This window comes from Thermococcus paralvinellae (assembly GCF_000517445.1).
GTDB lineage: Archaea > Methanobacteriota_B > Thermococci > Thermococcales > Thermococcaceae > Thermococcus_B > Thermococcus_B paralvinellae.
In genome coordinates, this window is record NZ_CP006965.1 from 291,396 (window position 1) to 313,596 (window position 22,201).

22 protein-coding genes and 5 tRNA genes are annotated in these 22,201 nt (G+C 42.2%); 18 read left to right on the forward strand and 9 right to left on the reverse strand.

Features of this window, described 5'->3' with window-relative positions; translation table 11 throughout:
• The first annotated feature begins 55 nt into the window (after positions 1-55).
• From TES1_RS01595 to TES1_RS01605, 3 genes are read left to right on the forward strand one after another with little or no spacing between them, the layout of a single operon-like run.
• Entirely contained in the window at positions 56-1,546 is a 1,491-nt protein-coding gene (locus TES1_RS01595) for an NAD(P)/FAD-dependent oxidoreductase (protein WP_042679622.1), read from the forward strand.
• Entirely contained in the window at positions 1,543-2,796 is a 1,254-nt protein-coding gene (locus TES1_RS01600) for an NAD(P)/FAD-dependent oxidoreductase (RefSeq protein ID WP_042679624.1), read from the forward strand. Before TES1_RS01595 ends, TES1_RS01600 begins: the two co-directional genes overlap by 4 nt.
• The gene (locus tag TES1_RS01605) at positions 2,793-3,164 is read left to right on the forward strand and encodes a DUF1667 domain-containing protein (RefSeq protein WP_042679626.1); all 372 of its coding nucleotides are present in this window, start codon (positions 2,793-2,795) and stop codon (positions 3,162-3,164) included. Before TES1_RS01600 ends, TES1_RS01605 begins: the two co-directional genes overlap by 4 nt.
• Here TES1_RS01605 and TES1_RS01610 read toward each other — a convergent pair.
• The 6 genes from TES1_RS01610 to TES1_RS01635 form a co-directional block, all read right to left on the reverse strand.
• Complete coding sequence (locus tag TES1_RS01610; RefSeq protein ID WP_042679629.1) at positions 3,161-3,892, reverse strand: hypothetical protein; 732 nt, start codon at positions 3,890-3,892, stop codon at positions 3,161-3,163. The two genes, TES1_RS01605 and TES1_RS01610, sit on opposite strands and share 4 nt — an antisense overlap.
• Entirely contained in the window at positions 3,889-4,716 is an 828-nt protein-coding gene (locus tag TES1_RS01615; protein WP_042679631.1) for a hypothetical protein, read from the reverse strand. The genes TES1_RS01610 and TES1_RS01615 overlap by 4 nt, the downstream gene beginning before the upstream one ends.
• On the reverse strand, positions 4,713-5,522 hold the full coding sequence (locus tag TES1_RS01620; RefSeq protein ID WP_042679633.1) for a hypothetical protein: 810 nt from the start codon (positions 5,520-5,522) through the stop codon (positions 4,713-4,715). The genes TES1_RS01615 and TES1_RS01620 overlap by 4 nt, the downstream gene beginning before the upstream one ends.
• 65 nt (positions 5,523-5,587) lie before the next feature.
• Positions 5,588-5,803, reverse strand: a complete 216-nt coding sequence (locus TES1_RS01625) for a hypothetical protein (protein WP_042679635.1) — start codon at positions 5,801-5,803, stop codon at positions 5,588-5,590.
• Positions 5,796-6,512 carry a PrsW family intramembrane metalloprotease gene (locus TES1_RS01630; RefSeq protein WP_042679637.1) on the reverse strand — a complete coding sequence of 239 codons (717 nt, stop codon included), beginning with the start codon at positions 6,510-6,512 and terminating at the stop codon, positions 5,796-5,798. The genes TES1_RS01625 and TES1_RS01630 overlap by 8 nt, the downstream gene beginning before the upstream one ends.
• A 33-nt stretch (positions 6,513-6,545) precedes the next feature.
• Positions 6,546-7,226, reverse strand: coding sequence for a metallophosphoesterase (locus TES1_RS01635; protein WP_042679639.1), 681 nt, complete (start codon positions 7,224-7,226; stop codon positions 6,546-6,548).
• Between the two features lie 100 nt (positions 7,227-7,326).
• On the opposite strand from TES1_RS01635, the gene TES1_RS01640 reads away from it, so the two are divergent.
• Positions 7,327-7,605 carry a hypothetical protein gene (locus TES1_RS01640; RefSeq protein ID WP_042679641.1) on the forward strand — a complete coding sequence of 93 codons (279 nt, stop codon included), beginning with the start codon at positions 7,327-7,329 and terminating at the stop codon, positions 7,603-7,605.
• A 78-nt stretch (positions 7,606-7,683) separates the two neighbouring features.
• Positions 7,684-8,220, forward strand: coding sequence for a carbonic anhydrase (locus TES1_RS01645; RefSeq protein WP_042679643.1), 537 nt, complete (start codon positions 7,684-7,686; stop codon positions 8,218-8,220).
• Here the strand turns inward: TES1_RS01645 and TES1_RS01650 are convergent.
• Positions 8,217-8,888 (reverse strand): HAD family hydrolase, encoded by a 672-nt coding sequence (locus TES1_RS01650; protein WP_042679645.1) that lies wholly within the window; start codon positions 8,886-8,888, stop codon positions 8,217-8,219. The genes TES1_RS01645 and TES1_RS01650 overlap by 4 nt on opposite strands.
• A 132-nt stretch (positions 8,889-9,020) precedes the next feature.
• Between TES1_RS01650 and gcvPA the strand changes: the two genes are divergently transcribed.
• Together gcvPA and gcvPB are read left to right on the forward strand one after the other, a co-directional pair.
• A complete protein-coding gene (gene gcvPA / locus TES1_RS01655) occupies positions 9,021-10,376 on the forward strand; it encodes an aminomethyl-transferring glycine dehydrogenase subunit GcvPA (RefSeq protein ID WP_042679647.1) in 1,356 nt (451 codons plus the stop codon).
• A 10-nt stretch (positions 10,377-10,386) separates the two neighbouring features.
• Complete coding sequence (gcvPB, locus tag TES1_RS01660) at positions 10,387-11,892, forward strand: aminomethyl-transferring glycine dehydrogenase subunit GcvPB (RefSeq protein WP_042679649.1); 1,506 nt, start codon at positions 10,387-10,389, stop codon at positions 11,890-11,892.
• Between the two features lie 172 nt (positions 11,893-12,064).
• Here gcvPB and TES1_RS01665 read toward each other — a convergent pair.
• Both TES1_RS01665 and TES1_RS01670 read right to left on the reverse strand, forming a co-directional pair.
• Positions 12,065-12,142, reverse strand: a tRNA-Ile gene (locus TES1_RS01665).
• 10 nt (positions 12,143-12,152) lie between these two features.
• Positions 12,153-12,228: transfer RNA gene (locus tag TES1_RS01670), tRNA-Asn, on the reverse strand.
• Positions 12,229-12,599: 371 nt separating this feature from the next.
• Here TES1_RS01670 and TES1_RS01675 point away from each other — a divergent pair.
• The 11 genes from TES1_RS01675 (at position 12,600) to TES1_RS01725 (ending at position 22,197) form a co-directional block, all read left to right on the forward strand.
• Positions 12,600-12,842: a hypothetical protein gene (locus TES1_RS01675; RefSeq protein WP_042679651.1), complete on the forward strand. Its 243-nt coding sequence runs from the start codon at positions 12,600-12,602 to the stop codon at positions 12,840-12,842.
• Between the two features lie 104 nt (positions 12,843-12,946).
• Positions 12,947-13,023, forward strand: a tRNA-Thr gene (locus TES1_RS01680).
• An 11-nt stretch (positions 13,024-13,034) separates the two neighbouring features.
• A tRNA-Pro gene (locus tag TES1_RS01685) sits at positions 13,035-13,112 on the forward strand.
• A gap of 19 nt (positions 13,113-13,131) precedes the next feature.
• Positions 13,132-13,208, forward strand: a tRNA-Thr gene (locus TES1_RS01690).
• A gap of 225 nt (positions 13,209-13,433) precedes the next feature.
• A complete protein-coding gene (locus tag TES1_RS01695; RefSeq protein WP_042679653.1) occupies positions 13,434-13,682 on the forward strand; it encodes a DNA-directed RNA polymerase subunit H in 249 nt (82 codons plus the stop codon).
• Positions 13,683-13,699: 17 nt separating this feature from the next.
• Complete coding sequence (locus tag TES1_RS01700) at positions 13,700-17,056, forward strand: DNA-directed RNA polymerase subunit B (protein ID WP_042679656.1); 3,357 nt, start codon at positions 13,700-13,702, stop codon at positions 17,054-17,056.
• 5 nt (positions 17,057-17,061) lie between these two features.
• On the forward strand, positions 17,062-19,797 hold the full coding sequence (locus tag TES1_RS01705; RefSeq protein ID WP_042682644.1) for a DNA-directed RNA polymerase subunit A': 2,736 nt from the start codon (positions 17,062-17,064) through the stop codon (positions 19,795-19,797).
• Between the two features lie 5 nt (positions 19,798-19,802).
• Complete coding sequence (gene rpoA2, locus TES1_RS01710) at positions 19,803-20,987, forward strand: DNA-directed RNA polymerase subunit A'' (RefSeq protein ID WP_042679660.1); 1,185 nt, start codon at positions 19,803-19,805, stop codon at positions 20,985-20,987.
• Between the two features lie 13 nt (positions 20,988-21,000).
• Entirely contained in the window at positions 21,001-21,306 is a 306-nt protein-coding gene (locus TES1_RS01715; RefSeq protein ID WP_042679662.1) for a 50S ribosomal protein L30e, read from the forward strand.
• Positions 21,306-21,743: a NusA-like transcription termination signal-binding factor gene (locus tag TES1_RS01720; RefSeq protein ID WP_042679664.1), complete on the forward strand. Its 438-nt coding sequence runs from the start codon at positions 21,306-21,308 to the stop codon at positions 21,741-21,743. The genes TES1_RS01715 and TES1_RS01720 overlap by 1 nt, the downstream gene beginning before the upstream one ends.
• A gap of 10 nt (positions 21,744-21,753) precedes the next feature.
• Entirely contained in the window at positions 21,754-22,197 is a 444-nt protein-coding gene (locus tag TES1_RS01725) for a 30S ribosomal protein S12 (RefSeq protein ID WP_042679666.1), read from the forward strand.
• Positions 22,198-22,201 lie beyond the last annotated feature (4 nt).

A 22,201-nucleotide genomic window follows, 5' to 3' on the forward strand; every position in this document is an offset into this window, starting at 1 on the left:
CTTTACTTCATCTAACTTTTAAATATTTGAAGTGGAAACCAGTGGAGGTGTATTCATGAAAACTAAAGTCGCTATTATCGGTGCTGGAATTGTTGGTGCAAGCATTGCCAGAGTTCTCAGCAGGTACGAGAATCTTGAAATTCATCTGATAGAAAAGGAAGCAGATGTTGGATGGGGAGTCAGCAAGGCAAATACAGCTTTAATCCATGGAGGTTACGATGATGATCCAGACAAATACCCAATGAGAGCAAAGCTGTGCATAAAAGGAAATCGCTTATGGCACCAATGGGTTAAGGAGCTTGAGATTCCCCACATATGGAATGGAGCATTGATTGTTGCCCTTAAAGATGAGGACTTTGATGAGCTTGAGCGGTTATTAGAGAGAGGAAAGAGAAATGGCGTTCCAGAGATGAGAATAATCGATAGGGAGGAACTGTTTCATCTCGAACCCAATGTGAATCCAAACGCCTTGGGTGCTCTTTATGTTCCAATAGTTGGTCAGATAGGGCCAATACCAGCTGTAATTGCAATTGTTGAGAATGCTGTTGCTAACGGGGTAAAGGTTCACTTAGAGACAGAAGTTAGAGGGATAAAAGTAGAGAACGGGGAAGTTAAAGGTGTTGAGACAAACAATGGCTTCATTGAGGCTGATATTGTAATAAATGCTGCTGGTCTCTATGCTGATGAAATATCAAAGATGGCTGGAATTGATTACTTCGAAATTCATCCGAGAAAAGGTGAATACTGGATTTTTGATGAAGGAATTCCGGGTCCAAATCATGTTCTCTTTCCAACACCGACTCCAATAAGCAAAGGTGTTGTTGTCACAACTGAAATTTCTGGTCATCTAATGATTGGGCCAAACGCTCAAGATTTGCCTAAGGACTACAAGGATGACACAAGCACAACGAGGGGAGGTCTTGAAGAGGTCTGGCAAAAAGCTCAGGAAATCTGGCCGAATTTACCTCCGAGATGGAAGGTCATCAGGACTTTTGCTGGACTAAGACCAGAACCCACTGGAGGGGACTTTATAATTAAGGCTGAGGAAGAAGTTCAAGGCTTCATAAATGTTGCCGGAATCCGCTCGCCTGGCTTAACTTCAGCCCCAGCAATCGGATACGAAGTTAGGGACATAATTGAGAGAGATTTGGGAATCAAGCTTAAGGAAAAGGAGAAGTGGAACCCATATCGCAAGGAAATCACTCATTTCTTCATGCTTCAGCCCAATCAAATCAATGAACTCGTAAAGAAGAACCCAGCTTATGGCAGAATTGTCTGCCGCTGTAACAAAGTTAGCGAAGGAGACGTTTTGGAGGCAATTGAGAGAATGAAGTTCATTGGAGTTAAAACGCCAAGCGTTGATTCAGTTAAGTTCAGAACAAAAGCCACAACAGGAACTTGTCAAGGCTCATTCTGTAAGGTAGTGATAATCAATCTGCTGGCTAGAGAATATGGTATCCTTCCATGGAAAGTTACCCTCAAAGGTAAAGGCAGCGAGATTGGTATTGGGGATGTTAAAGTCCTCCTTAGGGGTGAGGCTCAATGAATTCAACTATACTCCAGTACGATGTTGTCGTTATTGGCGGTGGTCCAGCGGGTTTGGCTGCTGCTGTTAAAGCTAAAGAGTATGGATTAAATGTCCTTCTCCTCGATGAGAACGATTATCTGGGCGGAATTTTGCCGCAGTGCATTCATCCGGGCTTTGGAATTCACTATTTCAGGGAAGAGCTTACTGGACCAGAGTTCTCCCACAGATTCATGCAGAGGGTTAAGGATCTTAAGATTGACTACTTTGTGAAGGCAAGAGTTCTTGAGATTAAGAACTATTCAGACTTGGAAAAGATTGTGGTGTTCACTTCACCTGAAGGTGCTTTTGAGGTGTGGACTAAGGCAATTATCTACGCCACTGGAGCAAGGGAACGGCATGCATTTGAGATCGGCATTGTTGGAGATAGAGTGGCTGGGATTTATACGGCAGGAGAAGCTCAAACGCTCATGGACATTTACGGTGTAATGCCGGGAAAAGAGGTTGTGATAGTTGGCTCTGGAGATGTTGGCTTGATAATGGCTCGCCGCTTTGCACTTGAAGGAGCGAAAGTCAAAGCAGTGATTGAGCTGATGCCCTATCCTGGGGGTTTGGCGAGAAATGTAATGATTCTGAGGGACTTCAGCATTCCACTATACTTGAGTCATAAAGTTGTTGAGGTCAGAGGAAAGAAGAGAGTGGAGAAAGTTAAGGTCATGAAGGTTGATGAAAATCTAAGAGAAATTCCAGGAACTGAGTTCTGGATCAAATGCGACACCATGATAATTTCAGCCGGTTTAATTCCACAAGTGAAGCTCTTAACAGGCATAGGTGTTGAAATAGACCCGGCCACTGGAGGGCCTGTGGTTAATGACCTACTAGAAACCACAGTTCCAGGGATATTCGTTGCTGGGAATTCTTTGCTGATAAATGACTTGGTGGATTATGTTGCTGAGCAAGGTGAATTGGCTGCTTATGGAGCAAAGCTGTTCATTGAAAACGGGGGAATTCCAGCTGAAAAGTGGATAAAGCTTGAAAAAGGCAACAACATTCGCTTAGCTGTTCCTCACTACTTAAGCGGCAAGAGAGATGTTTACATTTATGCAAGAGTCAAAAAACCCATGGAAAATGTTGTACTTAACTTTCCAGAGATTGACAAGAAGATAAGGCTGCCTGTTGTAAGGCCCGCAGAGATGCTCAGAATTAGGCTTAGGAAAGAGGAGATAGCGAAAGCTAAGGACAAGATTACAATGGAGGTGATTCAGCAATGACAGTGGAGGTTTACAAGTTTACGTGCATCATTTGTCCCCTTAGCTGTGATATTGAAGTGGAAGTAGAGAACGGAGAGATTAAGGAAATCAAAGGCTACACATGTCCAAGAGGAAAAGAATGGGCTATCGAGGAGATTACAAATCCTAAACGTGTTGTCATGAGCGTAATTAAAGTCAAGAACGGCAACATGCCAACAGTTTCCGTAAAGACAACCAAGCCAATTCCGAAAACAAAGATTCCAGAACTCATGAAGCTTTTGGCGGAGATTGAAGTTGAAGCACCGATAAAAGTTGGACAGATAATTCTTGAAAATCCTCTCGGCTTGGATACAAAAATAGTTGCAACGAGGGAGGTTGAGAAAGTTTAGTTTTCTTTTTCCTTTGAAAATATTTCTTTGAATTTCCTATAGATTTCCTCAGAGAGCACTGAGGGTTCCTCTTCTGGAGCAAAACATCTGTAAAAGACTTTTATCTTCTCTTTGTTCCATGAATCTGCATCACATATGTGTGGACTTGTTCCCCATGTCCTTTTCTCATAGAGAATTTCTGCTGGTAGTTTATCTCTAACTCTAATTATTAGCGTTCTTTTTGTATGAGTGTACTTACCTTCTGAATCTTTCTCTGCAGTTATAATGCAGTATCCATCTTTCCATTCCGCTTTTGTAATGTTCCAAGAAGACAGCGCTTGTTTAACAAATTGGAGGGGATGAGTTAGGTATTCTCGGTATTCGCTGACATTAAAGACTTCTTTTGAAGAACTATCCTTGTATGGGTCATGAGAGTATTTGTAAACATAAATCTTGTCACCATCCTTTATCACCTCAATCACTGTCCATGAATGTTGTCTCCATGAGATACTCTGTTTGTAGTAGTCATAAGGACCACAGTTCAAATAACCATAAATAAAGTACGGCATAGTTCCCATTGGCCCCCACCATGTTTCCCCATGTATGATGTATTCGTATTTTGTCACGTTTTCAATAGAGGCTAGAACTGTTTCAGCGTTACATTCTGCTTTTGGCGCTTTCCTAGCTTTGTAAACAAAAGAGAAAGACAAAAGTGTTAGCAAGAAAATAAGTATGAGAAGTCTTTTCACCCTTTCGCACCTTTAAGCTCTTTAGCCCATTCTGGAAGCTTGTATTCATATGTGAACCTTATGGTGTATTCTCCAGTGGCACTAATTGTTTCGTTTGAGTACAGATAGGTAATCTTTGCATTGCTTTTCATAGTGAGCAAAAGAGGCCTTCCATTTTTGTCTACTAAGAGTACGCCAGCAATATTTTCCTTGACGAGCTTTCTCATCACATTGATATAATCTTGGACTGCAGTTGAATTTGGATATGATGCCATTATACTTGGTGTTGAGATGTATTGTTTAGAAAGAACAAAATGGATCTCATAGCTACTTCCTTGTTTCTTTATTCCAGTGATGTTAGCATCTGAGAGTATGTCTTTTACGTTTAATAACTCATCTCTGCTCTCAATGAACTTATTCAATATTTCCTCTTTCGTTAAACCTGGATAGTACTGTTCATATGTTTTGTATAAATCGCTGAGAGTGAATACCCATGTGCCGTTTTGCAGCTTCCCATTTTGGTTGGTTTCCATTCTCACATAATTCTTTGAGCCGTCAAAATACTGGAGCATTCTTGTTTTGTAAAGTCCGCCATCTGTGTAAGTAGCTTTGATCTCTAAAAGCTCAAAGAACTGCTTTTCTTTTCTCTTGATGCCAGAATATATATAGACTTCCCTTGTTAATGAAGGGTACTTCATTACCATCTTTTTCTCATATGTGTAAGTATCGACATTGTCAATTGCCTGCAAAATTGTTTCTTTGGTCAGCGGTTTTGAGCTCTGGAGGCATCCTGAAAAGCTTATGGCCAGAATAATTATAACAAGCAGTCCAAGGAGTTTCTTCATTTTTTCTCAACCTCACTAATCCACTCTGGGAGTTGGTATTTATAGATGACGGTTACGTTATATTCAACATACCGTTCCACTGTAACATTTGCTGCTAGGTATGTCTCGATAATTGATTTTTTCATTTCAAACTTCACAGGTAGAGAATCGTTATTAACCCACACAATGCTTACAATGTTCTCTGTAACATTCCTTCTTAGCATATTTATGTAATCCTGTATTACTTCAGAGTCCTCTGATTTTGTATCTAGAAATGTTGGAGCTTTCTCATAATATCTGACAAGCTCAAATGTAATTTTGTAAAACGTTCCATCATTTTCAATTGATGTTATAGTTGCGTTTTCCAGCATTTTCTTCAAATTAGCCAGTGTATCTCTGGTTTTTATCATTATCTCAATGAACTCTTCTTTGCTCATGTTTTTGGAGTATCTGCTCATATTTTTGTAAATTTCATCAATTGGAACTTTTCCCGTTCGGGTGGTATTTCTTTTCGAATCTTCAACTTTGAAATAAACATACGAGCCATCAAAATACTGCCACAGCTTAAAGGTGTAATTTTCATTTGTCATTTGGGTGAACTCAAAAAAGTGAAGAGTTTTTCTATCTATTCCAACAACGCCGTAGATATTGTAAGTTCTGTTCTGAGTGCTTCTTATTTCGCTAAACTCGTAGGTGTAAGCATTGACATTATTAAGTGCACTTAGAATTGAACTCTTTGTTGGCTGTTGGGCCTGTTGGATGCAACCAGAAGCAATGGCAAGTGCCAATAGACTCACCAACATAAGAACAGCAAGTTTCTTTTTCATGGCCTCACCAAAATATATTAAACTGCTGAGTTTGATAAGACTTTCGCTAGATAAAAGTAAACATGTTAAAGAGCCTCAAACTTCTGAAGGAATATTCTGAGGTCAGTCTTAAAAGGCTCTTGAGCTTTGGCTATTTTTTCTTCTAAGAGTTTTTTAAATTCTTTTTCATCGGCAGTCTTTTCTTTTAGCCCATTAATGGTCTCTTTCAGTTTATCAAAGTATTCCACGTAGGGTCTTGCTTCAAACAGGGCATCTTTAATTTTCTTTTCAAGCTCAGCCATACCTCCTCCCTCCTACAAACCAGTACCACCACTGCTTCTCTAGGTCTTCCTTCTGCCCGAGCATTACAAAGTATCTGATTAACGCCAAGTTCAGGAAGAGTAGCATTATGACGAGTATATAATACGCTGGAACAGCTATTGCAAGGAATGCATAGTAGTCCCATATGAAATGCAAGAAGATTGCAAGCGCAAAATAATTAGTTACGCTGTGGATTTTGCCTTCCGCCTTAAGTCCATATCCTACACCAACTATAGCACTCCACGTTGCGTGGGCTATTGGTGTTAAGAATGCCCTTGTTATAGTTGTTCCGACTCCATATCCAAGGCCGTATAGCAAATTCTCGGTGGCTGCAAAGCCTAATCCAGCAGCAACGCCATAAACAACGCCGTCCATTATTCCATCCATCTGGCCTGCTTTGTAGGGCCATCTAATTGCTAGAGCTTTTGCTGGCTCCTCTACAATGCCAGCAGTTAAAGCTAGATAGAATGCTGTCGCTGGGAAGATAGTGTAACCAAAGTTTACTCTCCCTGGAGTTAAAATGCTCTCAATTATGAAAGCGACTATAACCGAGAGAGTACCTCCGAGTATAAATGTTCCTATTACATATCTCTTTGGTTCTGGTTCGAATTTATCCTCATGATAAAAGTACCATAATAATGCCAATGCAGGAGCATAGGCGAAAAAGATTATTGTACTCAGCACATCCATGTTATCACCAAATTGAATTCTGCTTTTGGGCTCTTAAATTTTCCTAAGAACGTTTTTTAACTGGTTCACAGTACTGAAGTTTAGGAGTTCATCTTCTAAAGGTACTATGACTTTTGCATTTTCAATGTTAAATTTCAGAAGGAATGGGGAAACAATTTCCCTTAGAATGTCATTCCCATAAGCCCATGGAGTAAAGGCCGGTAGAACAATAAGCTCATCACTTAGCAGAAAGATTGGAACTTTAATCAATGCTCCAACTTCATCTCTAAGCCTAATTGCGGGATGTTCATGCCCTATTATGAACCTGTTCCCCTCAACAAGCTTATGTCCATGAACTATTTTCCAGCCGCTGATTTCAATCTCATCAACAACCTCAACTCCAAGCTCTTTAATCCATAATATCCCAATGTCATGATTACCTCTAATGACAACAATTTCCTTTACTAATGGAGAAATTTCCTCAAAAAATGCTCTTAACTCAAGATGCTCTCTCTTAAACGGAATAAATGAGTGCTTTAAATCGCCATTAATGATGAGTCTCTTTGGCTTTTCCTTCTGGAGCATGGCTCTTAATGAGCTTATCATTTCATGAAATGCTTTTGGCAGGTATGCTCCCTCTCTAGCCAAGCTTTCCTCATACCCCAAGTGCAAATCTGAGATAATAAGATTATTTCCTATTTTCAACGCCTTATTTGGGAGAGGCTGGGGTCTCATGATAAACAATAGATTGCTTCAATTTTTAAACCTATTGAATTTTGTTAGGTAAGCAAAACATTTTTAAGTTTGAACTCTGAATTGATATCAGGTGGGAAGTTTGGCATATATCGGATTTGCAAGGACACATTTTGGTCCCTACGAAACATATGAGAAGATTCTTGAAGAACTTAGAAAAAGAGGATTCAACATTTCTTTTTCCAAGCATCATTGGATGGGAGATGCTCCATTTGGTTTGATAATTGCAGATAGTGATAAAGGGAAAATAGCAGTTAGATGGGCGCTGGGGGATAGGTTTGAGCTTAAGCTGGAAGAAGTAAGCGATGAAGATTGGGATGAATTCATTGAGGACACTCTTGAGTATTTAAGCGGAGATTGAATTAAACTTATTGTTAAAGACGTTTGGTTTAGAAAATTCCTAAATCATTACTTTTTCTTTGCCAATTTGGTGGTTCTAATGAAGCCGATATACCCTGAAGAACTCAAATACGGGCAAAAACCAAAGATGGTTGTAGTTTCATGTAGCGACTCAAGGATTCCTGGTGGAATAGTCTTTTCAGATTGGAAATTTGTTCCCGGCCAATACTTTGAAATAAGAAACGCTAGAAACTGCTATCTCCTCTCAAAAGAGTCATTCTTCTATGCAGTGGCTCACTTAAAAGTTGAGGAAGTTGCAATCGTTGGACACAACAACTGTGGAATGATGAAAGCTTTGATAAAAGGTAAAGACGATGTTCCAGAGATTCAAAATGTGATAGACCTCATAATAGGGAAAGTTTTTGGAGGAGATCTTCCAACAGATGAAGTTGATGAGTTGGCGAAAGAAAACGTGCACAGGCAAATAGAGCTCTTGCTCGAGGAGCCTTTGGTCAAGGAAAGATATGAAAGCGGAGACTTAAAGCTCAAAGGCTACTACTATGATTTCAGCAAAGGTGTTCCAGAGCTTTATTTGATAAATGAAAACGGCAAGAAACTTAACGAGAAAGTTTTCTAAATTTTCCTTTCCTGCTTAATCCTTTCAATTACATCAAGTAAGCTCCACAAATCTCTGATCACATGAAGGTGGGGAGTCTGAGCTAAAATTTCCTCTTTCACGTATTTTGCAGTCATTGGGAAGTAATACCAAACATACTCTGTGTTCTCATCACCCCTTCCTATAAAGCGCCAAGGCTTATCATCAACCCAAATAAAAATTTCATCGCCATATTTTTCCCTTACAAGCCAAAAAGCTTCACAAAGACTTAACTCTTTTCCAAAGACTATTACATCATCAAACAACTCATAGAAACCGCTCACTCTAAGGCGATATTCCTTCATACCGTCTATAAAGTCCTCAGCGGAGAATGAGATAACGATATGTCCATCTTCCTTCAGCTTCTTTAGGAGCTCCTTTGCACTGTCAAGTTCTTTTGTAAGCTTTGCTCTTTCCTCAAACCACGTTCTAAAGAATTTTGCTTTGAAGATAAATGGCTGCTTTACTTTTCCACTGTGCTTTCCAAAGCTAGGCCTTTCAAGGTATTCCTCAATTTTTGTTAGGATCTTAGCCCAGAATCCTTTAAATGGGAGCCAGCGAAAGTGCTTTTCTAAAGCTTTTCTAAAGGCCTTTTCAATTACTGAATAGCTGTCAACTAATGTACCGTCGAAGTCAAATGCGACTATCATATTTCTCACCGCCTAACGTATCATCTCATTAGCCATTAAAAGCTTATCTGCAAACATAACACTCCAAGGTATCACAAAGCATATATTCTATTGACGACAAATATTTAGACGACCATCTAAAAGGTGATGCTTATGGGGAGGCAATATTTACCTAATCTGGCACATAAAGATGAAATGCTCAAGGAGATTGGATTTGGTAGTATTGATGAACTCTTTTCTGATGTTCCAAAGGAAGTAATGCACGAGTTCAATCTTCCAGAGGGAAAAAGCGAATACGAAGTTTTCTTTGAGATGAACCAAATTCTTGACAAAAACAAAACCGTCTTAGAGATGCCATCATTTTTAGGGGCTGGGACATACTTCCACTACGTTCCAGCGCATGTCAAGTACCTCATTGAGCGGAGCGAATTTTTAACAGCTTATACACCGTATCAGGCAGAGATCAGCCAAGGAATGCTCCAAGTACTCTTCGAGTACCAAAGCTTGATAGCGGAGCTTGTAGGTTTGGAGATTGTAAATGCCTCGATGTATGACTGGGGAACTGCTTTAGGTGAAGCAGCTTTAATGGCGGCAAGAGTTACCAAAAAGAATAAGTTCGTAGTTCCAAAGCACATAAGCCCAGAAAAGAAGAGGGTTCTTGAAACGTATGTCGCTGGAGCTGGAATGGAGATAGTTTATGTCGACTGGAACGAGAAAGGACAGATTGACTTAGAGAAGCTCAAAGAAAGCGTTGAAAATGCGGCAGGAGTTTACGTTGAGATGCCCAACTTCTTTGGGCTAATTGAAGAGAATATCGTTGAGATTGGTGAAATTGCTCACGATAACAAAGCTCTATTTGTTGTTGGGGTGGACCCAACAATTCTTGGGGTAGTTGAAGCTCCTGGCGAATTGGGTGCGGATGTTGTAATTGGTGAGGCAGCTTTCTTTGGAAACCCAATGAACTTCGGCGGCCCAAGGGCTGGAATTTTTGCAACAAGGAATGATAAGAAGCTTATTAGACAAATGCCAGGAAGAATAATTGGAATGACAAAAGACGCTGATGGAAAGAGAGCCTTCGTAATGACACTCCAAACAAGAGAGCAGCACATTAGAAGAGCAAAGGCAACATCAAACATCTGTTCAAACGAAGCTCTTGTAGCAGTTGCAGCAGCAATACACTTGGCATCACTTGGCCCTCAAGGTCTGAGGAGGCTTGGAGAAATAATCCTCAAGAACACTGCATACTTCAAGAAGAGAATAAGCGAAGTTGCTGAGCTGCCTTTTGACGGAATCAACTTCAAAGATGTTCTTGTGCAGTTTGAGGTGCCTTATGATGTAATTCATGAGCGCTTATTAGGAAAGAATATTCATGGCGGTTATTACATCAAGCCACACTTCCCAGAGCTTGGCGAGAGTGCGTTATTTGCAGTAACTGAAACAACAAGAAAAGAATGGATTGAGAGCCTTATAGTTGCGTTGAAAGAAATAATAGCCGAGGCCGGGCTGTGAGGTGATGAAAATGTACAGACAAGCTAAATGGGATGAACCCTTGATATTTGAGCTCTCAAAGCCTGGAAGAGTTGGATTCTCACTTCCAGATCCGATTGAAGATGTTGAAGTTAATATCCCCGAAAAGCTCAAGAGAAAGAAGCTTGAGCTCCCAGAGCTGAGCGAACCTGAGGTTGTCAGACACTATACAAGATTGAGCGAGATGAATTATGGCGTTGACAGTGGGATGTATCCTCTTGGCTCTTGTACAATGAAATACAACCCAAAGATAAATGAGGAAATTGCTGGGCACCCAAAGGTTGCATTCATACACCCATATCAAGATGAAAGAACAGTCCAAGGAGCTTTGCAAATAATGTGGGAGCTTGAACAGTGGCTTAAGGAAATCACGGGCATGGACAGGTTTACTTTACAGCCAGCTGCTGGAGCTAACGGCGAGTTTACGGGTGTGATGATTATTAGGGCTTATCACCTCGACCGCGGCGAAACTCGGAGGAATGAGATGATTGTTCCGGACTCAGCTCACGGAACAAATCCAGCATCAGCGGCAATGGCTGGCTTCAAGGTCATTGAAATTCCATCAAATGAGCAAGGAATGGTTGATTTAGAAGCTTTGGAGAATGCTGTAAGCGAAAAGACGGCTGGATTGATGCTCACAAACCCAAACACTCTCGGTATTTTTGAGGAAGACATCTTGGAGATCGCAAAGATTGTCCATAAAGCTGGAGGATTGCTTTACTATGACGGAGCAAACTTAAACGGTATTCTCGGAAAAGTCAGACCTGGAGACATGGGTTTTGATGTTATTCACGTCAATTTGCACAAGACCTTCTCAACTCCTCATGGCGGCGGAGGGCCAGGAGCTGGGCCTGTTGGTGTCAAAGACTTCCTGAAGGACTACCTCCCGGTGCCGGTTGTTGAATACGACGAAGAGAACAACCGTTATTATCTAAACTATGATCTACCGAAGAGTATTGGAAAAGTGGAGGAATTTTACGGGAACTTTGCCGTTTTGGTTAGGGCATTGACGTATCTAAAGATAATGGGCAAAAGTGGACTTAAAGCTGTAAGCGAGATTGCTGTTCTCAATGCCAACTATCTAACGCAGAAACTCAAAGGGACGAGAGGTTATGAGTTGCCTCACAAGGAGCTTAGAAAGCACGAAGTTGTGTTTAGTGCTGAACCTATGAAGAAGGAGACTGGAGTTAAAGCCCTTGATGTGGCCAAGAGATTGCTTGACCATGGCTTACATGCGCCAACAATTTACTTCCCACTCATCGTGCATGAGGCTTTGATGATTGAGCCAACCGAAACGGTGACCAAGGAAGATATTGACTACTACGTTGAAGTTCTCAAGAAGATTAGCGAGGAGGCTTATAATAATCCTGAATTAGTTAAGAGCGCTCCGCACAATACAGCGGTTAGAAGAGTTGACGATGTTTTGGCAGCAAAAAGGCCGATAATTACGTGGAGAATGTACAAGCAGCTTAAAGAGAAGGGAGAGATTGATATTTAATGTTTTTATTTTCTTTTAGAATTTTCCTATTTTGGTATCTTGTGCTTCCTTTGATATTAATGAGCAGTTATTCAAGCCCTCTGATGGTCTGAGAAATGGCGTATTTTACAAGTAGCTAATATTTGAGTAGTCATGTGTTTGAGAAAAGTACAGGAAATTACAGGAAATTTACTGGTGGGCCCGCGGGGCTTTGAACCCCGGACCACGCGGTTATGAGCCGCGCGCTCTGACCAGGCTGAGCTACGGGCCCACAAAAGTGTTGGCGCCGCCGCCCCGACTCGAACGGGGGACCACGCGGTTAACAGCCGCGCGCTCTACCGACTAAGCTACGGCGGCACAGCCCAATGATAGAGATACGAGGAGGATTTATAAAGATTACGGTATCCCACATGACGTTCCTCCTGTGAGATTTTTTAGCAGGGTTGGACTATGTGGGAGTTGAAATTCATCATCTGAGAGCTTTTATGAGATGGCTTTCCACTCTGCCTAACAAACAGCTCATAGAGACGGTGGAAGTAAGCAAGCCAGAATAAAAGTTGGTTATGTGTCCGAGGAAACCGGGAAGGGAAAGTACTAACTAGTCTAGTCATATTTATGGTGACTGGTGTAGAATAAAGCTAATTCATGGAGTTGTTAATACATTGATGTTAATTATCTAGCAAAATTCTTATAAAGCTTTACAATGATGTAAAACTTAGGTGATGCCCATGGACTTTGGGCTCTTTATGGAAAAGTATGGATACAAAATTCTGCTAGTACTTTTAGCCTTGTGTATATTTGCTCCAGTAGTTGCTATTTTTGGAGGGCTCTTGGCCAGAATAGGAGGGAAATTTGGAGTTTTGTGTGGGGCTATACTATTAATTGGGGCAATAGTAGCTTCCATGACTTCTCGGAGGAAAGTTGATGCTCAAGGCGAAACATGCAGAAAGAATTTGACAAAAGAGTATTAGTTCCGAAGTCATTTTGTTTTCATTCTTTAGATTCATCCTTAGAGGGCTCCTTATAATTATTAGCGAAAACTTTATATATCTACCAAAACTTTTCTTCATTCGGTGCCCCGGTGGCTCAGCCTGGGAGAGCGGCGGACTTGTAATCCGCAGGTCCCGGGTTCAAATCCCGGCCGGGGCTCCAACCTTCGGCATGGGGCCGTGGGGTAGCTTGGTCTATCCTGCCGGCTTTGGGAGCCGGCGACCCGAGTTCAAATCTCGGCGGCCCCACCATAGCTTTTTGGGATTTAATGCCCCGGTGGCTCAGCCTGGTGGAGCGGCCGCTTGGTAAGCGGCAGGTCGCGGGTTCAAACCCCGCCCGGGGCTCCATTCTATCAATTTCTACAAGATAAAAAATTCGACAGTGTCCAAAGTTCAAATGTTCATTTTTGTACATCAATGTGGGTTTTCGGCTATAAAAACCCTTCTTAAACTTTACGTAAGGAATATAAACCCTATCCCCGATTTATCTCACGAAAAGCTTATATACCCAAAGCGAAAGCTGGAGGTAGTGAGAGATTATACTTTCTAAAAATTCTAAGGGGGCAATTCTCGGTGGCGGCGAAAAAGGAGTTTAATATATTTGATCATGAATTAGTTCCTGAGCACAGAGTATTAAGCGAGGAGGAGAAAGAGGAACTGCTTAAAAAGTACAGGATAAAGATTTCTCAGCTACCTCAGATAAAAGCTAAAGACCCAGTTGTTGTTGCCCTTGGGGCTAAGCCGGGGGATATTATTGAAATCAAAAGAAAAAGCCCGACTGCGGGTGTTTACTATTACTATAGAATTGTTGTTGAGGATTGAATTCTTGAGGTGAGAACATGAGAGGTCCAACTGTTGTTGAGGTTACTCCGGATGACCTTTGGAGTGTTATGGAAAGCTATTGGAATGAAAAGGGGCTTGTTAGACAGCATCTTGATTCTTATAACGCCTTCATAGAGCATGGAATGCAAGAAGTCATCAATGAATTTGGCGGCATAAAACCAGATATTCCAAACTTTGAGGTGAAATTTGGAAAGATTAGGCTTGGAGAGCCAGAATTCCAGGAGGCACAAGGCCAAAGAAAGCCACTTTATCCAATGGACGCTCGTATAAGAAACCTCACTTATGCTGCTCCAATATACCTTGAAATGATTCCAGTTGTTAACGGCATTGAGCAGGAACCTGTTGAGGTCAGGATTGGTGAACTTCCGATAATGCTCAAGTCAAAGGCATGCAGACTCTACGGGAAGAGCCAGGAGGAGTTAATAAAGCTTGGAGAGGATCCAAAAGATCCAGGTGGTTACTTTATTATCAATGGTTCGGAGAGAGTTATTGTTTCTATTGAGGATTTGGCACCAAATAGAACTCTAGTTGAGAAGGATGAAAGACAAGAAAAGGTTATTGCAAAGTGTTTTTCATATAGACACGGTTATAGGGCTCTAATTGCTGTGGAGAGAAGAAAAGACGGCTTGCTTTACGTTTCTATACCCAACGTTCCTGGTGTCGTTAAGTTCGTTTATGTGATGAGAGCTCTTGGTCTTGAGAGTGATAAGGAAATCGTTGATGCAATAAGCGATGATCCAAGAATCCAGCAGGTTCTCTTCGACAACCTTGAAGATGCAAGTGACATCCAGACTCAAGAAGAAGCTTTAGACCACATTGGCAAGAAAGCCCTTCCAGGCCAGCCAAGAGAGTACCGCTTAAGGAGAGCGGAGTCAATAATTGACAATAATCTGTTGCCCCACATGGGAGTTAGACCAGAGGATAGGATTAAGAAAGCATATTATCTTGGTATGATGGCTTTGAAGGTTCTGGAGCTTTCACTTGGTCTGAGAGGAGAAGATGACAAAGACCACTATGCAAACAAGAGGTTGAGGCTTGCTGGAGATCTGCTTAGAGATCTCTTCAGAGTTGCATTTAGTCAGCTCGTTAAGGATATGCAGTATCAGTTAACTAAGACGTATCAAAGAAAAGGTGAGAAGTACGTTTTTGAGAACGTTCAAAGATTTGTGAGGAATTCTGTGAGACCAGACGTTCTTACAGAGAGAATTGAGCATGCATTAGCCACTGGTGCTTGGCCAGGAGGAAGAACTGGTGTTAGCCAGCTCTTGGATAGAACAAACTACATGTCAACACTCTCACACTTGAGAAGAGTTACCTCACCTCTGAGCAGAGACCAGCCGCACTTCGAAGCAAGAGACTTGCACGGAACCCACTGGGGAAGAATTTGTCCAACTGAAACGCCGGAAGGTCCAAACTGTGGTCTTGTCAAGAACTTAGCATTGATGGCCCAGATTACAACTGCTATCCCAGAGGAAGAGGTTCTTAAGTACCTGAGGAAGCTCGGTATTGTTTCAATTGAAGAGAGGAGGCCAAACCCACAGGTCTGGAGAGTCTATTTGAACGGTGTCCTTATTGGAACAGTTGAGGATGGCATAGCTTTGGTAAACAGGATTAAAGCTGACAGAAGGGCTGGTAAGATTAGTGATGTCATAAACGTTGCATATTATGATGATGTTAAGGAAGTTTACATAAACAGCGATGATGGTAGAGTGAGAAGACCCCTTATTGTCGTTGAAAATGGTATTCCAAAGCTTACAAAGGAGCACGTTGAAGGAATAAAGAATGGAACACTAACATGGAGCGATCTCATTAAAATGGGTGTCATTGAGTACCTCGATGCAGAGGAAGAGGAGAACGCCTACGTTGCAACTTGGCCATGGGAAGTCACAAAGGAGCACACCCACCTTGAGCTCATGCCTGCTGCAATCCTTGGTATTCCGGCATCACTCGTTCCCTATCCAGAGCACAATGCAGCTCCAAGAAACACTTACGGAGCAGGTATGGCTAAGCAGAGCTTAGGCTTAGGATGGGCTAACTTCAGAATCAGAGTTGACACCAGAGGGCACCTCTTGCACTATCCGCAGATTCCGCTTGTTAACTCAAGAATAATGAAGGCTGTCGGTTTTGAAGAGAGACCTGCTGGTCAGAACTTTGTTGTTGCTGTCCTCAGCTATCAGGGTTACAACATGGAAGACGCTATTGTAATCAATAAGGCATCAATTGAGAGAGGATTAGCGAGATCAACATTCTTCAGAACATACGAGGCTGAGGAAAAGAAGTATCTCGGTGGTCAGACAGATAAGTTTGAAATTCCAGATCCAACTGTTAGGGGATACAGAGGAGAAAAGTACTACAGGCATCTTGATGAGGATGGTATAATCTTCCCAGAATCAAAGGTCAACGGTAAAGATGTCCTTGTCGGTAGAACTTCACCACCAAGATTCCTTGAAGAGCAGAGCGGATTAGGTGGAATAATTCTCCAAGAGAGGAGAGAGACTAGTGTTGCCGTAAGGCCGAGTGAGAAGGGTGTTGTTGACAAGGTCATAATTACTGAGACTGGCGATGGAACTAAGCTCGTTAAAGTTACCGTTAGAGACCTCAGAATTCCGGAGCTTGGAGATAAGTTCGCAAGCAGACATGGACAGAAGGGTGTTATAGGCTTAATCGTTCCACAAGAGGACATGCCATGGACAGAGAGCGGAATAGTTCCAGATTTAATAGTTAACCCACACGGTATTCCATCTCGTATGACTGTCGGACAGCTCATTGAAGCAATTGGTGGAAAAGTTGCATCACTTAAGGGAAGAAGAATTGATGGAACAGCATTCATTGGAGAGCCAGAAGAAAAACTTAGAAAAGAACTCGAAGAGCTTGGCTTCAAACACAGCGGGAGAGAAATCATGTATGATGGAATTACTGGAAGAAGATTGGAGGCAGACATCTTTATCGGTGTCATCTATTACCAGAGGCTTCACCACATGGTTGCCGATAAAATGCACGCTCGTTCAAGAGGTCCAGTGCAAGTCCTTACAAAGCAACCAACTGAAGGCAGAGCAAGGGAAGGTGGTCTTAGATTCGGTGAAATGGAAAGAGACGTTCTCATTGGACACGGTGCTGCAATGCTCCTTGTAGAGCGTCTTCTTGAGGAGAGTGATAAGACAGAGGTCTGGGTCTGTGAAAACTGTGGACATCTAGCGTTAGAAGACAAGAGAAGAGGGCAGATATACTGTCCAGTATGTGGAGAAACTGAAAAGATAAGCAAAGTTGAGATGAGCTATGCATTTAAGCTGTTGTTGGACGAGCTTAAGGCTATGGTAATAAGACCTGCTTTGAGATTAAAGGAGAGGGTGTGAGAGCGATGCAGTCAATTAAAAAGGTTATCGGTTCAATTGAGTTTGGTGTTCTTTCCCCTCAAGAAATTAGAAAGATGAGTGCTGCAGAGATAACTGTCCCAGACACTTACGATGACGACGGTTATCCAATAGAAGGAGGACTAATGGACAAGCGTTTGGGCGTTATTGACCCAGGTTTGAGATGTGAAACATGTGGTGCTAGATACGGCGAGTGTCCCGGTCACTTTGGACACATTGAGCTCGCTCGTCCAGTAATTCACGTTGGATTCGCTAAGACAATCTACCGCATCTTGGAAAGTACTTGTAGAGAATGTGGAAGAATAAAGCTTACTGATGAAGAAATTGAGGAATACATGAAGAAGTTTGAACTGGTTGGTGACAGAAAGAAGACAAAAGACAAGCTCATCAAGGAGATTCACAAGAAAGCTAAGGAGAGAATGGTCTGTCCGCACTGTGGTGCTCCTCAGTTCCCATTGAAGTTTGAGAGACCAACAATCTACTGGGAAATCAGAAAGGATGAGCAAGGAAACGAATATAGGCACAGAATGATGCCCACTGAAGTGAGAGATAGACTTGAGAAGATACCTGACAAGGATTTGCCTCTTCTCGGTCTTCATCCCGAAAAATCTCGTCCGGAATGGATGGTTCTCACGGTTCTGCCTGTTCCTCCTGTCACTGTCAGGCCTTCTATCACATTAGAGAGCGGTATAAGAGCTGAGGACGATTTGACTCACAAGCTCGTTGATATCATCAGAATCAACAACAGACTTAAGACAAACATTGAAGCTGGTGCACCACAGCTGATTATTGAAGACCTTTGGGATCTCTTGCAGTATCACGTTACCACTTATATCAACAACGAAACCTCAGGTGTTCCAGCGGCAAAGCACAAGAGCGGACGTCCATTGAAAACACTAGCACAGAGATTGAAAGGTAAGGAAGGAAGATTCAGAGGAAATCTCAGCGGTAAGCGTGTTAACTTCTCGGCACGTACAGTTATTTCTCCAGACCCAATGCTCAGCATTAACGAGGTCGGTGTTCCAATAGAGATTGCGATGGAATTGACAGTTCCAGAGAAAGTTACGGACTTCAATCTTGAGAAGCTCAGAAAGATGGTTCTCAATGGTCCAGAAAAGTATCCTGGAGCGAACTATGTAATTGACCCGCAGGGGAGAAGAATTAGACTCATGGAAAGCAATAGAGAGACAATTGCAGATATGCTTGACATAGGATGGACAGTAGAGAGACATTTAATGGATGGAGATATAGTTCTCTTCAACAGACAGCCATCTCTGCACAGAATGTCTATTATGGCTCACCGTGTTAGAGTAATGCCTTACAAAACTTTCCGCCTCAACTTGGCAGTCTGTCCACCGTATAACGCTGATTTCGATGGAGATGAAATGAATCTCCACGTTCCACAAACAGAAGAGGCACAAGCTGAGGCAAGGATTTTGATGGAAGTTCAGAACCACATCATCTCACCAAGGTATGGTGGTCCAATTATCGGTGGGATTCAAGATCACATCTCTGGTGGATACCTGCTTACAAGGGAGGGTGCATACTTCACAAGAATTGAAGTCGAGCAGATGCTCATGTTTGCTGGCATTGATGTTAGCAAGCTTCCAGAGCCAGATAAAGTTGAGAATGGCATTGAATACTGGAGCGGAAAGACTATATTCTCTCTCCTCCTTCCAGAGAATCTGATACTGTGGTATGAGAACAAGCTTGGAGCAAATGAGAGCAAAAAGAGGAAGATCTTGGAAGCACTGGATAAGTTGTTCCTTGAAAAGAAGGAAGAAGTCATAGAAGAAATTAAAAGAAACTCTGACGACGGTTTTGTTGTCATAATCGATGGCAAGCTTTTAAGCGGTGCAATTGACAAGAAGGCTTACGGTAGAGAGGACGGTAAAATTCTCGATATTATTGTGCGTGAATACGGGGTTGAGAGAGCGAGGCAGTTCCTTGATCAAGTTACAAAGCTTGCAATTTGGGTGATAACACACAAAGGTTTCACAACAGCAATTGATGATGAGGACCTGCCAGAGGAAGCAATGGACAGGATTAAAGAAATCATTAGAGAGGCAGAAGAAAGAGTAAAGAGGCTCATTGAGGCTTACAAGGCTGGAGAACTTGAACCATTGCCCGGTAAAACCCTTGAAGAAACATTGGAGAGCAAAATCATGGCAGTTCTTGCTGAGGCAAGAGACAATGCGGGTAAAGTTGCTGAGCAGTACCTCGGTATGAATAACTTCGCAGTTATCATGGCAAAAACCGGTGCAAGAGGTAAGATACTCAACATCACCCAGATGGCAGCTTTGCTTGGTCAGCAGTCAATTAGAGGTAAGCGTTTATACAGAGGTTACAGAGGAAGAGTTCTAAGCCACTTTAAGCCTGGAGACTTAGGTGCAAGAGCTAGAGGATTCGTTATCAATTCATATAAGAGCGGATTAACACCACAGGAATACTTCTTCCACGCAATGGGTGGTAGAGAAGGGCTGGTTGATACAGCAGTTAGAACAGCCCAGAGCGGTTACATGCAGCGTAGACTAATCAACGCACTCCAAGACCTTAAAGTTGACTATGATGGAACAGTCAGAGATCCAACTGGAATAATCGTCCAGTTCCGCTATGGTGAGGATGGTGTTGACCCAATGAAGAGCTGGCAAGGAAAGACGGTTGACATTGATAGAGTTATTGTGAGGTCTCTAATTAAATTGAGAGCAAACAGTAAGAGGTGATTTGGATGGTAGCCCCTTCTACTATTAAATCCTTAATTGAGAAAAATGCTGCTCATCTTCCTGAGAAGACCAAGGAGGAACTTTACGAGAAGCTTGTGAAGTACAATGAAAAGTACAAGCTCAAGAAAAAGGAAGTTGAGGCGATTATAGAGGAAGTTGTTAAGGAATATGAAAATGCTGTAGTCGAGCCTGGTGAAGCAATTGGAACTGTTGCTGCTCAGTCCATCGGTGAGCCTTCAACACAGATGACTCTCAACACTTTCCACTATGCTGGTGTCGCTGAGATTAACGTTACCCTTGGTCTGCCGAGAATTATTGAGATTGTTGATGCTAGAAAAAATCCCTCAACACCAATCATGACAGTTTATTTAGATGAAGAGCATCGCTATGATAGGGAAAAAGCATTAGAAGTTGCAAGGAGAATTGAAGGTACAACTTTGGTGAATTTAGCCCAGTCAATGACAATTGATATTCTTAACATGGAGTTTATTGTGGAAATCAATCCAGAGCGTTTAGAGAGAAGCGGTTTAACAATGGAAAAGATCAAAAAGAAGCTTGAGAGTTCATTCAAGACCGCAGAATTTGAAGTTGATGGATACACACTTATAGTGAGGCCCAAGAAAGCAGAGAAGCTTTCCGACCTAAGAAGGATCGCCGAAAAGGTTAAAAGCCATCGCTTAAAAGGTCTCTCAGGCGTTGGAAAAACCATAATCCGCAAAGAGGGCGATGAGTACGTGATCTACACAGAGGGCTCAAACTTTAAGCAAGTGCTGAAAGTTCCGGGCGTTGATCCAACAAGAACAAGAACAAACAACATCCACGAAATTGCAGAGGTTTTAGGAATTGAGGCAGCAAGAAATGCAATCATTGAAGAAATCGTAAAGACCATGCAGGAGCAGGGTCTTGAAGTTGATGTGAGACATATTATGCTCGTCGCTGATATAATGACACTTGATGGTGTTGTAAGGCCTATAGGAAGGCATGGTGTGGTTGGTGCGAAAGCGAGCGTATTGGCAAGAGCAGCTTTCGAGATTACCGTTCAGCATCTGTTTGAAGCCGCTGAAAGGGGAGAAGTTGATCCCCTTAACGGTGTCGTTGAAAATGTCCTCATTGGACAGCCTGTTCCAGTCGGAACAGGCATAGTTAGACTAGCTATGAGATTACCACTAAAACCAATAGAGAATGAGTAAGGAGGTGTGATTTATGGATATAGCATTTGAGCTTAGGAAGGCTCTTGAGACGGGGAAAGTTGTCATTGGTTCAAACAAAACTGTAAAATTAGCTAAGATTGGTGGCGCAAAGCTCATCATTGTTGCAAAGAACGCACCAAAGGAGGTTAAGGACGATATCTACTACTATGCCAAGCTCAGCAACATTCCAGTTTATGAGTACGAGGGAACAAGCGTTGACCTTGGAACGCTCTTGGGTAAGCCATTCGTAGTAGCATCTTTAGCCATAGTTGACCCAGGAGAAAGCAACATTTTAGCCTTAGCTGGGGGTAAGCAGTGATGCCCCTGAAGTTAAACACAGACCAAATCAAATATATTGCCCTCTTTGAGAGCTTTACAGGAGCTACAGTGCTTGACTGCATCATTGATCAGGACAGAAACCGCTTAATCTATGTCATAAAGAAGGGTGAAATGGGATTAGCTTTAGGAAAGAGAGGGATGAACGTTAGAAGAATACAGAACATGCTCGGGAAAGAGATTAACCTTATCGAGCATTCAGAGAACCCAGAGGAATTCCTTAGGAACATTTATAAAACGATGGGCGTAAGAGTTAAAAAAGTCCACATAACTGAAAAGAAGGATGGTAAGAAGGTTGCCCTCCTCGATGTCAATCAAAGGGATAAACCGAGGGCAATCGGCAGGGGAGGTCATAACATAAATCTTGTTAAGGAGTTAATGGAGAGACATCATGGGGTTGAAGATGTTGTTATAATTTGAGGTGATGATCATGCCTGGAAAGAAAGCTCCCTATGGGGAATTCGCTGGAAGAAAGCTCAAGCTCAAGAGAAAGAAGTTCAGATGGAGTGATATAAGATTCAAGAGAAGAGTCCTCAGACTCAAGGAAAAGAGCGACCCACTTGAAGGTGCCCCACAAGCAAGAGGAATTGTTCTTGAAAAGATCGCTGTAGAGGCAAAACAGCCAAACTCTGGAATGAGAAAAGCTGTGAGAGTTCAGCTCATCAAGAACGGTAAGGTCGTTACAGCCTTCTGTCCTGGTGATGGAGCTATCAATCACATTGACGAGCACGATGAGGTTATCATCGAGGGTATCGGTGGTCCAAAGGGTGGTTCAATGGGTGACATTCCAGGAATTAGATACAAGGTCGTTAAGGTCAACAGAGTTTCACTCAAGGAATTAGTTAAAGGTAGAAAGGAGAAGCCAAGAAGGTGATGTT